Raw genomic sequence first — 13,104 nt, 5'->3', positions numbered from 1 at the left:
TTTTCCAATGTCCATTCTAAGGGGTGCACTTCAGAGCTTATGTTCGGGATGACAGGCTTTTTTTAAGATAAGGACCGCTTGAAATGGAGACAGCGTCCAATAAAAATCCGCACAAGGAACCGTTCAAAGTTCCTTGATGAAGCTTTGATGTAGTGCGGGTGAGCCGCCGATCAAATACAAATCGGCTACGAACGAATCGTGAATCCACCAGAAAGCGCCGTGGACCACGAATCGAACCCCACAAACCACGCCAGATCACGAACCTTCCCCACCAAAACTGTTAAGTCTAATCAAACCTGCAAGCAAGGCTATTCCCGCATTTCCGCCCTCGATCAGTTTGCCGTCTGATCGCGGTCCGCCGTGACCGCAAACTCACGGACCATGACCCACTCGGTCTGGGGCGCCCTGCTTTTCAGCCGGATAAAGTGAGCGCGTAAGGGGGCTGCTGGAACGAAATCAATCTCCCGCTGCTCTGAGAACTCCGCCAGCTTCGTCCAGCTGAGGCCATTCAGCGAAGCTTCCAGAGAAGCGCTGCGGATGAGGTCGCCTGCCTGCGGAGCGGCGGGGTCGGGGTGGCCCAGACTGATGCGGACCTGTCGTACCTCCGCCGTCTGTCCCAGGTTTACGCCCACGTAATCTCCGGATTGCGGAGCTCTCCCGCTCCAGAAATACGTGTCCCCTCTGCCGTCCGTCATGTTAGCGAGCACGTTGCCCTCCCAGGCCGGAAGTGTGCTGATCGGATCGGTGAATCCGCGGTTCTCACGCCACCGGACATACATCTCGTAGGCCGCCGTGACCCGCTGCAGGAACGGCTCCATAACTCCGTCGGCCGAAACCTTTTTGTTGGGGACCGGGTAGATTCCCTTTTCGACCGAGATGGTTACGCTCCCGTCACGGATGTCCACTTTCGCGCCTACTATCGTCATGTTTTTCAGCCATTCTCTGTCTTGACCCGAGTGAAGGCTGAGTACATAGCCGTCGGCGGGGATGACCGAGTTGTTGCCGCCCTCCCGGACGATGCGTCCGTTCACGACCGTCACCTCGTAACCCCACTCGTTCGTCCCGGTTGTCGCCCCATAGTCCGCTGTATACCGGATAAGCTCGGATTCACCCCGCTCGCGATTCTCACCGTCGATACGGCGCGAGCCTGTTCTTGGCTCCGCCACCTCGATGTCGACGGTATCCTGCGTGAGAACGGCGGCGTAGGCGGAGTACCGGGCATCAGCTTCTTCATCGCTGCCCCGCATCATCGCTAGGAGAAGGGAGAGAGCGGATTCTCCGGCTTTACCGTAAAAGCCGGTCTTTTTCAGCCAGTCCGCCGTTTCCCTTACGAAATCGGGATTGGGCAACTGACTCAAACGTACCGCTGCCCTGCGCATAGAGCCGAAGTATGCGGCCAAACGGGCTGCGGCTTTCTCCGGTGTGCCCTTCTCGAAATTTTCCCAGAAGTCCGCAAGAAGAGCTGTGAGCTTCGGAGATTCACCGGTATGAACGGCGGAGGATAGATGATTTTCCGCAAAAATCCGCAGTTCCTTATAGAGCGGACCTCCGAATTCCTTAAGCGATCTTTCCCAGGATTCCCAGGGCTGATAAGCTTCGGGCTTCCAGGCATATTCGGCTGATGTAAACAAAGCGAGCAGAGAGGCCTGCAAGTGTTCCATCGGATTGGATAAGTAACCGAACTGGCCGTGCTTGTGCAAGTCGGCGGCCCGGCCCTCCAGAGGCCCGAGAAAGAGCTTCTCACGGACATAATCCGTCACCGGGTAGTTATCCCACAAGAGCATATCATGATTGAACACCGCACGGATCCGCTCGGATTCTTCGGAAGTGACAACGGCCGGAGCGATGCCGATCCCCGTCCAGCAGACGAGTATGCCGGGATTTACCAATTCGGCGAAGCGTTTCCGGTAAGGGCTGATGCCGTCCTGGTAATATTCCGTCGGCGCCGTTATAAGCCTTGACGCTCCGGGATGCGCCCCTATGAACTCGCGGTTGAAGCGGTTCAGCAGATAAGCCTGGGCCGCGGCAGCGGGACTCTCGTCCCCGCCGAACTTCTGCACATCGTCCGCACAGTTGGGATTTTGGAAAATATCGTCCATCAACAGAGAAAAATGGCGGACTCCGAGCGTCCACATCTGGCTGGCTTTGGCAGTCAGCTTTTGAAATTCCTCGTTCGACGAGAAACAGATGTCGAGCCCGGGGGAGAGCGCGTAAACGAAGCGGACGCCGGCTTTCTCGGCAGCGTCCACGTACCTGCGGATATGACGGAGCTCCTCCTCCGGGTACGGCTCCCGCCAGCGGTCGCGTAGGTAAGGATCATCTTTCGGAGCGTAGAGGTACGTGTTCATTTTATGATCGCCAAGGAAAGCGATAAGATTAACCCGGTCGTCCGGAGTCCACGGGCCGCCGTAGAAGCCTTCCACAACGCCTCTGACGGGGAACGAGGGAAAGTCCCGGATCGTGACGGCCGGCACCGCGGCCATCATCGGGCCTTTGCGGATGAGCTGCTTGAGCGTGCGTACCGCATAGAGCGTGCCCGTATGATCCGCGCCCGCCAGCACGATCATGCTGCCGCCGCGTTTGCCGCGGCGTGCCGCAAGGGTGTAGCCCTCCTCGGGAATTCCTAGCGGATCGCCGCTGCGCCGGCTGCGAAATTCCCGCTGGACGGCCGGATCGGCCGGCAGCTTGCCGATATAGACGGCCAGAGGCATTTTGGCGGCGGAATGCCAGTCTTTGCAGGGAACGATGCGCTTGACGCCGGACCGGATAAGAAGACTCCGCAGCTCCAGCAGAGCTTCGGGGGACGTATCCGCGCCCGCCAGGATTCCGGCGGTGGAGTACAACGGAACCGTATACCCGCTGTATTCCATCTGCTGCGGAGGCGGGGTCGGAAGGGGAGTTTTCGGATGATGTGACATGCCATCTCACTCCTTTTTTGAAGGGGAAAAGGCTTTCCCCGGATCGTCTCTCTTTCTATCATAAGATATTCATAGAGACGGTAGAGATGACAACCTTGCGGATTATTCCGCTTTTATTTCGGAAATCTGGGCGGCTGCCCATACCGCAGCTGGGCGAATGCCATATGGTATTGCAGAGCGACACCATTACCGGTTACAAGGAGGAAGCGCATTGTACCCTGAAGTCCGCATGTACCACCCCTTCGTGGGGCCGTTTGATCCCTGTCCGCCGAAGCTTGTCAAAACGTACGTAACTCCGCCGAACCTGTTTATCCAGTTCCAGCCCATGTGCCTGCCGCAGTTCAGTCCTTATGAGGCTTTGAAGCTCGGTACCCTTTGGCCGGAGCTATACAGCAACTACGAACCCAAGTGCTAAGCCGGTCGGAAAGCGAAAGAGAGGGGAGCGACACCACTATGCAAAAACAGCTGGATGACAATTATTACCGGCTTCTGCACGATCTGCAGGCGGCCGATTTCGTACTGGTCGAACTGACCCTGTACCTGGACACTCATCCCGAAGATATAAACGCTTTGCAGCAGTTCAATGAATTTTCCCGAAAACGGAAGCAAATCGCGCTGGAATATGAGCGTTTGTATGGACCGCTTCTTCAATACGGGCAAAATGCCCTGCCGCAGCAAACCTGGGAATGGGCCGAAGCTCCGTGGCCGTGGCAAGTGTAACGTGTGCGGAGGGAACTGTCGGTATGGCCTGGCCGGAAGATCAAGCACGGATGTGCTCAAGGAGATGAGGGATTCCAATGTGGATTTACGAGAAGAAATTGCAGTATCCGGTTCGTGTAAGCAAATGCGATCCGCACATGGCCAAACTTCTGATCGAGCAGTACGGGGGTGCGGACGGGGAGCTTGCTGCCGCGCTGCGCTACTTGAACCAGCGTTACACCATTCCGGACAAAGTGATCGGAGTATTGAATGACATCGGGACCGAAGAATTCGCTCACCTTGAGATGATTGCCACGATGATTTACAAGCTGACGAAAGATGCGACTCCCGAACAGCTTAAAGCCGCAGGGCTGGGCGATTATTACGTTAATCACGACTCGGCTTTGTTTTATCAAAATGCGGCCGGCGTGCCGTGGACGGCGGCTTACATTCAAGCCAAAGGCGATCCTATCGCCGACCTGTACGAAGATATCGCGGCGGAAGAAAAGGCCCGCGCCACGTATCAGTGGCTCATTGATCTGACGGACGACGTTGATCTTCAGGATGGCCTTAAGTTCCTGCGCGAACGTGAAATCGTCCATTCGATGAGATTCCGCGAAGCGGTGGAAATACTTAAAGACGAAAGGGCCGCCCAGAAAATTTTCTAGCGGACCGGACAAAAAGACGGGGAAACCCGTCTTTTTTCAGGGATTTTAAGGGGGAGCGAAACGCAAGTTTTCGAGGGATATGGAAAAATTGAATAAGATTACTAAATTTACCGGAACATTTCCCCTTCTGAAGGTGTCTTACTTATATATAAGTGACATGTAAATCGAACTTTTTTAAACGCGAGACTATACAGAGCTAGTTATTAGAAGAAGAATATAGGCAAGAATTATGTCGTACTTATGAAAAATCGTAAAAAAATCGTCTGTTTTGCCGAATAAAATACCACATTTTACCTATAAGTATGATAAACTGGAATAAGTTTCTTAGTAATTAGGGATCAAACCTATATTTTGGAATTAAAAGGAGGCTGCTATTATGGGGATCACTTTAAGTCTGCTGATCGGCATGTTAGTTCTATTAGCGGCATCATTAGGACTGCGAAAACCGAAAGAATTCGACCGCTCCGACAATGTCCCGTTTCGTCCTTTCGATGATATTTACGAAGGGAAGAGGAGTCCGACTGTGGAATCGGCACAGAGCAAAGCAGTCATAAAAATAGAAGAAAAACCGAGAGAAAACAAACGGATCGCCAAATAAAGGTTTCCTCCCGTGGGATGAATTACCTGTCAATATGGTGAATAAACGTAGTCTTTTCTGAGAAACAAATGAGAATTACATAAGGGTATAGTGAGTGATACGTTAATTTTGCTCTCTTCGTTGTTAGGCGTACAAAAGGAAAAAAGTTACCGATAGGCTTGCTAGACCAGCTTATTGCTCCCGATTCATCGACGGATTAAAAAAATGAAAAGCATGTTTATTGCCAATTTGTGTGTGTTTGTTTCTAAAGATGTATGTGATAGCTTGTGTAGAGAGCCGAAACTTCTTCCTTTTCCCGGATTTTCCAGGAGGGGGATGAGGTGCGGGGGATGATTCATTTCGGAACCGTACTTGTATGGCGGCGTCCGATAGGGGTGAATCGCTGGCAGCAGCGTGGGCGACTTCTCAGTCCAAACCCGACAACTAACCTCGTAGGCAATACCGAGAAGGAGCGTACATCAACTATGGCTTTAAAGCATCATTGGAAAAAAACCTGCGCCACTCTGCTGTTGGGTGCAGTGGTGGCGGCCTCTTCCGCATTCCAGTCCCAGGCGGCTGAAACGGAAGCGGCTAAAAACGATGGCCTGGTTTATTGGAAACTGGCCAAATCTTATCAGGAGATCGCAATCGGTCTTACCGATACCGGCGGACAAGCAGCCGATCAGGAGCTTGCCCAATCCTTCCTGACACCGGAAAATCAAATTCTTGTATTATCCGAGCCGAATTCCATGTGGAATTTCGCTTCCCAAATGAGTATGGACGTTCTTGATCTGTTATCGTTGAATCCTGATGCGGACCCCCTGAGTCTGCCGGCAGGCAGCGAGCTGAAAATTGCGGGAGAAGCCGCGCCCGAGCAGCTTAAAGCTCTAAAAGCGACGGTAAAAATCCCGGTTCGAGCTCAGCTTGCATTGGCCGCGCCAAGCCAGACGGACGCCATAAAACCTTCGGAGGCACTTCAGAAGAACGGCAAGCCGCAGGCTTCCGAGCCGAAGAAAACCACGGAGAAGAAGGCCGTTAAGAAACCGGCCGCCAAACCCGCATCGGCTGCCGCAAAGTCCGGCCAGAAGCTGACAACGGCCGCGGGCAAACAGGTTCAATACAAAAAAGTGCTGAATATCAAGGCATCCGCTTATTCCGCGGACCCGAGCGAGAACGGCGGATATGCCGGAATCGATTACTACGGCAACAAACTGACCGTCGGTACGATCGCGGTCGATCCGAAAGTGATTCCGCTGGGCTCCACCGTCTATGTGACGGGTTACGCTTTCCCGGGTCTTCCGGCCAAGGGAATGATCGCCAAAGCGACGGACATCGGCGGCGCGATCAAAGGCAACCGGATCGATATTTTCGTTCCGGGCTCCAAAGAGAAAGTAAACAACTTTGGATACCAAAGTGTGAAAGTATACATTCTTAAATAATTGAGCCGAAAAGAAGGCGGGAGCGGATGCTCCCGTCTTTTGCGCGTTAAAGACCTTTCGATATTCCCATCAGCTCCGGAACCGTGACCAGTTTATAGCCGCTTGATTTCAAGGAACGGATCAGATCGGGGAGGGCGGAGACCGTACCGCTGAGATCGTGCTTGTCGTTCCCTCCCGCGCTGTGCTGCAGAATGATCGAACCGGCCCGGGCATTATCTATGATGTTATGGTACACCTGCTTGCCCGACAATCCCTTCCAGTCCAGGGAATCCACGTCCCAGTTTATTACCAGCAGGCGGTGGTCGGACATCCAGCGCACCTGCTCTTCATTGATGGCTCCGTAAGGAGGCCGCACCAGCCGCGGCGTATATCCGGCCAGCTGTTTGATAATGTCTTGGGTGCGCATAATTTGCGAAGAGAACTCCGATGCGGACAGTTTGGGCATAAAAGGGTGACTGTACGAGTGGTTTCCCACAACATGTCCTTCTCGTACCATCCGTCCGATCATCTCGGGGTGTGCCCGGGCACGGCTCCCGATTACAAAGAAGGTAGCTTTTACTTGATGCTTTTTCAAAATATCGAGCACTTGCGGCGTATATTTGAGATCGGGCCCGTCATCGAACGTGAGCGCGATTTTTTTTCCTTTGGAAGTTCCTCTCATCCGGAAAACCGCCGGGTATTTATGATGAATGTCGGCTAAACTCAGCTTGCGCTGCTCCGATTTCTGTAGAGCGTTGGCCTGATGATGTTTTTGGACGGGTACGTCTTTCTTTTTCGGCTCCGGTTTGGGAGCGGCTGTTTTTTTAGCTTTTTTAGCCGGCAAAGAAGGTAAAGGGGGCGGAACGGCAGGTAAGGCCGATGGTGTGGCAGCGCTTTTTCCCTTGATCGCCGGAGCTTTAACAGACGGGATTTTGGCAGATCGGGGTATGGATGAGGCCGCCGGTTCTTCGCTTAGAGAGTGCGGGATAAAACGGTTCTCGTCCAGCCGTGAAGAGGCGGAGCCCTCGCTGGGCACCTTTTCCGGAGAGCATGCGGAGACGAAGGCCAGCAAAATGGCGGCTGAGGCAGCCAAGGCAGCACGTTTCATGGGAACCCTCCTCTAATGGCGTTTTTCATTAGTTTTGTTTAGAGGGAGGAATTTTATCCGGGATTTGTTACAAAATAGACACAACAAAAAGGGTTGTCCGATTATGTAAATTATGTTAACCTTTCTAGGAGTGTCTTTGACACAATTTATACAAAAGCCGAATCCGGTGAATCAAAGCACCTGTACGGGGGACTTATTTCTGGGGTGAATGCCTGTCGTTTTGCAAGCTAGGGAACCTCTTTCCCGAACCCGTCAACTAACCTCGGAGGCCCAAGGAGGAAAATCGTTTTGAAGATTTGGGTACAAAGCGTTGTCGTTTCATGCGCCGTACTGACGGCCGGTTTATTCGCGGCTTCTGATGCTCATGCCAATGCCGCTCGTTCCGCTAAAGTGCAGGTCAACGATCAACTGGTGAATACCGAAGGTACCGCACCTTTTATCGATTCCAGCAATAACCTGATGATTCCGCTTCGTCCTGTTGCAGAGAAATTGGGAACACAAATCGGATGGGAACGTGCAGGGGCTCAAATGAGTATCTCGGTGACCGGGAACGGCCACAAGATTACGTTTACTACGGGGGAGAATCAAGCTCTCGTGGACGGCAAGAAGATCGACTTGCCAAGCAAAGCGCAGTTTTTGAACAATACGGTCTATGTTCCGATGAGATTTCTGGCAGATTCACTGGCTATCCGTGTACAATGGGATAATGTGAATACGATTGCAATTTTCGATGCCGACGGACAGTATCATTCCCCGGCTTGGTATGCAACCGTGCCTCAGAAATCGCAGAAGGAAAATACGATTGTAGCCACGGCCAACAAATATAAAGGCGTTCGTTACGTGTATGGCGGTACTACGCCATCTGGATTTGACTGCTCCGGGTTTGTGCAATACGTGTACGATAAGAACGGGGTAGACCTGCCTAGATCTTCTGCAAGTATGTATGCCAGCGCAGGGGTTAAAGTTTCCAACCCTCAGCCGGGCGATCTTGTATTCTTCGCAAGCAATTCCAAAATGCAGCATGTGGGTATTTACGTAGGGGCTGACAAATTCATTTCCGCGACAGATGATGGAGTGAAAGTGGACAGCTTGGGCAGCGCTTACTGGGGCTCTCGTTATGTTGGAGCCAAACGCGTCATGTAATCATACAAATGTAAATTTTTTGCCGTCCGGGTGCCACCGGGCGGTTTTTATTTATTTGTAAGCACTAGCCAAGTGTCGTTCCTTTCTACTGCCCGTTTCATAGAATGGTAGAGAAAGGAGGGATTAAGATGAACCAAACGATTCTTGGAAGCTTGACGGCTTTCGGCGCCACGCTCGTTACGTATGCGTTTGGAGGGTGGTCTGAATTGCTGGGCTTTTTCCTCGTAGCTGTCGCAATCGATTATGTAACCGGGGTTGCGGCCTCTTTGAAAGAAAAGTCCGGGTTGAACAGCAATATCGGCTTCTGGGGCCTCGCCAAGAAAGGGCTTATGCTGCTCATCATTTTGTTGGGTCACCGGATGGACATGCTCATTGGGGGCAGCGTTGTGATGAACGCCGCTATTTATTTCTATCTGGTCAATGAGTTGATTTCCATTACGGAAAATTATGGCCGGCTCGGTCTTCCCCTTCCCGAGAAAATCAAGGAAGTTATCACCCAACTGAAAAATTCGAAGCATGATAAGAATTAATACCCGCTCCACAGAGCTGTGAAACTCTTCCATTAGAAAAAGTTTCCGTTTTTTTATATCAATTAATCGGACAAGGCTCTCGCTCAGGCGGGAGTTTTTTTTATGACTTGGTCCTAATTCCCATTGTATGCGTTCATGAGGAAAGAAGGGTAACAAATTGATGACAAAATGAAACATTTGTAATTTTATCGAAATATATAGTAACTTGAAATTAGTAAGTTATTTGTGTATGATACATGTAGAATAAAGAATGTATGCAAGAATGTATGCAAGGATAAGATCAGACTTTCGTAATCTGGCGAAATAGGACTCTCCACACAGGAATTCCCGACAGCCGTATCCCCGAGGCTTGGAAATCCCAAAGCCGGCTTAGCTATCATTTTGAAAGGTTGTGTTAATCATGATAAAAGTTTTTCCCGCATCATCCCGGTATTCTACGGATCACGGCTGGCTGGTCAGCCACTTCAGTTTCTCGTTCGCGGATTACTATGATCCGGACAATACCCGTTTCGGTCCCATGAGAGTGCTCAATGACGACACGGTGCAGGGCGGACGGGGATTCGGGGCGCATCCTCACCGTGAGATGGAAATCGTGACTATCGTTCTGGAAGGGCGGCTTCAGCATGAAGACAGCTCCGGCCACCGGGCCGTCACGACCTACGGAGGCGTTCAGCGGATGACCGCGGGTACCGGCATTATTCATTCGGAAATGAATCCGGGACAAGAGGATGTTACGCTTTTGCAGATGTGGTTCGATCCTGAAGAGCGCGGTCTGGAGCCTTCCTATGAAACGACCGAGTTCCGGGTGGAAGCGCTGAAAAATAGCCTGCTGCCGGTTGTGTCCAAATCAAAGGCCGGTCCCGGGGTCGCCGGCATCCATCAGGATATGAGTATCTACTTATCCGAATTGGACGAAGGGAAAGCGGTCACGTTCGAACAACCGGAGGGCAGACGGATTTTCTTCATGGTCCTGGACGGCGAGGCTGCGCTTAACAGCGGGACGATTTTGGGTAAAAGAGATTCGGCGCGGATTACGGAAACTCCGTCGCTCACGATCAGCAGCGCGGCAGGCGCGCGCTTTATGCTGATTGATCTGCCTTGATACGCGGCAAAGAGGGGGAATACCTATGAGTGAGGCTCACCGTTTATACGTGAAGCACGCAGTTGGCAGCAGGATGCTGCTGGATACGAAAGAACTTGACGGTTTTCTGCATCTGTCCGAAGTTCCGGGAGGCTGGCGTTTTGAGATAAGCGCAGTCGATCTGGACGCGGCACGTGAAATCGCGGATTTCAGGGAGGAGCTTAACCTCTTTTACCTGGAGGAAGGCGAAGGGGAAGAGCGCCAAAAATGGTGGTATTACGGGCAAACAACTCCGGAGATCGAGTACGAGGCCAACGGCCGGGTTCTCCATATTACCGTGGATACGCGAAAGGCTTACAGCAACCGGCACGTCTGAGGACGTCCGGTTTTTTGCTGTAAAATTTTCGGGATTGGCAAAAGAAGGGTGATTGCATTTTTGCTTTCCGGGAATTATAATAGGAACAAACGTTCTTATTTTTGTTCGGAAATATGCGATAACTCAGAAGGAGGCTGGCCGTTTATGTCCACGCTGGAGCGATACCTGGGAAGGAAAGTAGAGATTATTTATATGGACCGGAAGGGAGCGATCAGCCAGCGCGACATTCGGCCGCTAGCCATAACAGGCGATAAAGTCAAAGCTTATTGTTACGCGCAGCAGGCGCTCCGCTTTTTTCGCAGCGCCCATATTCTGGCATGGGTTCCGCAGCCCGAGGAAGAAGCTGGAGGCAGACCGGAATTTTATCCCCGCAGAAAAAAAACGCCGGGCAATCCTCTACTTTATGGTTGACATGACAAAAGAGACAGTTTAACATTTAAATCAAAGTGAATATGAATTCACTTTTTTGTTTGCTTAATTAGTTTTTCCGCTGGAATAATTAATTCTCAGGAGGACTTACTCATGAAAGTATCAGTAGGCGGATTTTCTTTTAACCAGGCTTTTCTGAACGGAACGATGGATGTATTCGGCTATCTGGAAACCGTCCGGTACCGTTACGGGCTTACCACAGTCGACTTATGGAACGGACAATTTGCGGACCGCTCGCATCCGCTGCTTAAGCTGCCGGACCGGGACTATTTAAAGAAGATTCGTCAGGCGATGGATGAGAAAGAAATGACGCTCGTGAATATTGCCATTGACGGAGCTCATTTGTGGGACCCCGATGCCGATAAAAGGGAAGCGCTTCACAAAAACGCGCTGGAATACCTGGACGCCTCCATTTTGCTGGGAGCGAAAACGGTCCGGATCGATACGGGCGGCCGCGGTCAATCGGCTTTCTCCGAGGAGGAGCTGGATTATGTGGCGGGACGCTACCGCGAATATTGTCAAATCGCGCAGGAAAACGGATTTACGATAGGTCCCGAGAATCATATGGGCCCGTCTCTCGTGCCGGGTGAAATGAAACGCCTTGCCGAAGCCGTGAATCATCGTTCCTACGGATTTTTGCTTCATATGCACCGCTGGGATCAAGACCGGGAGCAGGGGGACGCTATCGTGGCTCCGTGGACCGTACATACTCATTTCGACCCTCAGACGGCCGAGGCGGACGACGCGGTTGAAACTATCCGCATGCTCAAAAAGAGCGGCTACGACGGCTACTGGGGCGTTGAGCACCATGCTCACAAACAGCCATATCTGGAAGTCGAATGGCTTCTGACCACGGTCAAGCACCTGCTGCTTATGAGCGAAGACGACAACAACGGGGAGGAACAGGCTTAACATGAACCCAATTCGGATCGGCATTATCGGAGTCGGACAAATCGGCAAAATTCATCTCGATCAATATAAATTAATTCCGGACGCGGAAATCGTGGCCGTCTGTGACGTGAACGAGGCGGAAGCGCGCCGTGTGGCGGAGATCTATGGTATTCCCGACGTATACACGGACTACAACGAGCTGTTAAAGCGTGACGACGTGGATGCAGTGGATGTCTGCCTGCATAACAACTTCCACGCCCCTATTTCGATTGCCGCTATGAAGGCAGGCAAGCACGTGTACTGCGAGAAACCGATCGCGGGTACCTACGCGGACGGCAAAGCGATGGTAGACGCTTCCCGCGAATTCGGGAAGATGCTGCACATCCAGCTCGGGACGCTCTACCGCAAGGAAACCAAAGCGGCGAAAGCGCTGATCGAAGGCGGCGAGCTGGGCCGTGTATTCCACGCGCGTTCCACAGGCTACCGCAGACGGAACCGCCCTTTCGTGGACGGCTACGGCACCCCGGCTTTCACGCGTAAAGAGACGGCTGCGGGCGGCGCGCTTTTCGATATGGGCGTGTATCACATTTCGCAGATGCTGTACCTGCTGGATTTGCCTAAAGTCGAGCGGATTTCCGGGAAGCTCTACCAGGAGACAGACATGGACCCGGGCCGCCGGGAATCCAGCGGTTTCGATGTGGAAGAGCTGGCGATCGGTCTGGTGCGTTTCGAGAAAGGCATCACGATGGATATCATCGAATCCTGGGCCGTGCATATGAATCCGTTCGAAGGAAGCTCCGTTCTTGGGTCCAAAGGCGGATTGCGCCTGCCGGTCGGAGGGCCGGACGGCAATAAGCTGACGCATTACTCGACAAGATGCGACATGGATATGGACACGACAATCGACCTGGATGCGGCGGATTTGCGCTGGCACCGGCTGCGCGCCGACGAAGAAGCCTACGACTCTTCCCAGCATCACTGGATCGCCGCTCTTCAGGGCAGAGTCAAACTGCTTCCGACGGCGGAAATCGCTCTGCAGACGATGCTGATCAGCGAAGGCATGTACCTTTCCGACGCTCAGGGCCGCGAGGTTTCCGCAGAGGAAGTGGAGAACGGGCTTAAAGCTTAAGCGAAGCGGGAAGCGTACTTTCCGGCCTGTCACATAACGGCCGGCCGCATTAGAACGGCGCCGTCTGGAAACCGGCGTACGCCGCTTCCAAGACGGAAAGCCGAAGCTTGCGGGTGAGGGGATACGGCGGTAGCCAT

At 52.5% G+C, this 13,104-nt stretch carries 14 protein-coding genes and 2 riboswitches; of the genes, 12 read left to right on the top strand and 2 right to left on the bottom strand.

Annotation, left to right across the window (positions count from 1 at the left end; all coding sequences use genetic code 11):
* Positions 1 to 332: 332 nt before the first annotated feature.
* Positions 333 to 2,918, bottom strand: a complete 2,586-nt coding sequence (locus tag C4S74_RS23535; protein ID WP_103997771.1) for a beta-N-acetylglucosaminidase domain-containing protein — start codon at positions 2,916 to 2,918, stop codon at positions 333 to 335.
* A 229-nt stretch (positions 2,919 to 3,147) separates the two neighbouring features.
* Here C4S74_RS23535 and C4S74_RS23530 point away from each other — a divergent pair, with 229 nt between their 5' ends.
* From C4S74_RS23530 to C4S74_RS23510, 5 genes are all read left to right on the top strand, one after another.
* The gene (locus C4S74_RS23530) at positions 3,148 to 3,333 is read left to right on the top strand and encodes a spore coat associated protein CotJA (protein ID WP_181024524.1); all 186 of its coding nucleotides are present in this window, start codon (positions 3,148 to 3,150) and stop codon (positions 3,331 to 3,333) included.
* Positions 3,334 to 3,371: 38 nt separating this feature from the next.
* A complete protein-coding gene (locus C4S74_RS23525) occupies positions 3,372 to 3,638 on the top strand; it encodes a spore coat protein CotJB (protein WP_103997769.1) in 267 nt (88 codons plus the stop codon).
* 77 nt (positions 3,639 to 3,715) lie between these two features.
* Positions 3,716 to 4,285 carry a manganese catalase family protein gene (locus C4S74_RS23520; RefSeq protein WP_103997768.1) on the top strand — a complete coding sequence of 190 codons (570 nt, stop codon included), beginning with the start codon at positions 3,716 to 3,718 and terminating at the stop codon, positions 4,283 to 4,285.
* Between the two features lie 376 nt (positions 4,286 to 4,661).
* On the top strand, positions 4,662 to 4,883 hold the full coding sequence (locus C4S74_RS23515; RefSeq protein ID WP_103997767.1) for a hypothetical protein: 222 nt from the start codon (positions 4,662 to 4,664) through the stop codon (positions 4,881 to 4,883).
* 264 nt (positions 4,884 to 5,147) lie between these two features.
* Positions 5,148 to 5,336: riboswitch (cyclic di-AMP (ydaO/yuaA leader) on the top strand.
* A gap of 11 nt (positions 5,337 to 5,347) precedes the next feature.
* On the top strand, positions 5,348 to 6,301 hold the full coding sequence (locus tag C4S74_RS23510) for a 3D domain-containing protein (protein ID WP_103997766.1): 954 nt from the start codon (positions 5,348 to 5,350) through the stop codon (positions 6,299 to 6,301).
* 46 nt (positions 6,302 to 6,347) lie between these two features.
* Here C4S74_RS23510 and C4S74_RS23505 read toward each other — a convergent pair whose 3' ends face one another.
* The gene (locus C4S74_RS23505; RefSeq protein ID WP_103997765.1) at positions 6,348 to 7,388 is read right to left on the bottom strand and encodes a polysaccharide deacetylase family protein; all 1,041 of its coding nucleotides are present in this window, start codon (positions 7,386 to 7,388) and stop codon (positions 6,348 to 6,350) included.
* A gap of 145 nt (positions 7,389 to 7,533) precedes the next feature.
* Positions 7,534 to 7,673, top strand: a riboswitch (cyclic di-AMP (ydaO/yuaA leader).
* Positions 7,674 to 7,676: 3 nt separating this feature from the next.
* Here C4S74_RS23505 and C4S74_RS23500 point away from each other — a divergent pair.
* From C4S74_RS23500 to C4S74_RS23470, 7 genes are all read left to right on the top strand, one after another.
* Entirely contained in the window at positions 7,677 to 8,531 is an 855-nt protein-coding gene (locus tag C4S74_RS23500; RefSeq protein ID WP_103997764.1) for an NlpC/P60 family protein, read from the top strand.
* Between the two features lie 128 nt (positions 8,532 to 8,659).
* Positions 8,660 to 9,061 carry a holin family protein gene (locus tag C4S74_RS23495; protein WP_103997763.1) on the top strand — a complete coding sequence of 134 codons (402 nt, stop codon included), beginning with the start codon at positions 8,660 to 8,662 and terminating at the stop codon, positions 9,059 to 9,061.
* A gap of 400 nt (positions 9,062 to 9,461) precedes the next feature.
* On the top strand, positions 9,462 to 10,163 hold the full coding sequence (locus tag C4S74_RS23490; protein WP_103997762.1) for a pirin family protein: 702 nt from the start codon (positions 9,462 to 9,464) through the stop codon (positions 10,161 to 10,163).
* Positions 10,164 to 10,188: 25 nt separating this feature from the next.
* Positions 10,189 to 10,518 carry a hypothetical protein gene (locus C4S74_RS23485; protein WP_103997761.1) on the top strand — a complete coding sequence of 110 codons (330 nt, stop codon included), beginning with the start codon at positions 10,189 to 10,191 and terminating at the stop codon, positions 10,516 to 10,518.
* Between the two features lie 144 nt (positions 10,519 to 10,662).
* Positions 10,663 to 10,929, top strand: coding sequence for a hypothetical protein (locus C4S74_RS23480; protein WP_103997760.1), 267 nt, complete (start codon positions 10,663 to 10,665; stop codon positions 10,927 to 10,929).
* Positions 10,930 to 11,040: 111 nt separating this feature from the next.
* Positions 11,041 to 11,859, top strand: coding sequence for a sugar phosphate isomerase/epimerase (locus C4S74_RS23475; RefSeq protein ID WP_103997759.1), 819 nt, complete (start codon positions 11,041 to 11,043; stop codon positions 11,857 to 11,859).
* A gap of 1 nt (position 11,860) precedes the next feature.
* Positions 11,861 to 12,967 carry a Gfo/Idh/MocA family protein gene (locus tag C4S74_RS23470; RefSeq protein ID WP_103997758.1) on the top strand — a complete coding sequence of 369 codons (1,107 nt, stop codon included), beginning with the start codon at positions 11,861 to 11,863 and terminating at the stop codon, positions 12,965 to 12,967.
* Positions 12,968 to 13,104: the final 137 nt, after the last annotated feature.

The sequence above is a fragment of the Paenibacillus sp. UNC499MF genome, from assembly GCF_900107975.1.
In the GTDB taxonomy this organism is placed as follows: domain Bacteria; phylum Bacillota; class Bacilli; order Paenibacillales; family NBRC-103111; genus Paenibacillus_F.
Note: the sequence above shows the minus strand (reverse complement) of the source record. Positions and strands in the feature narration are given on the sequence as shown.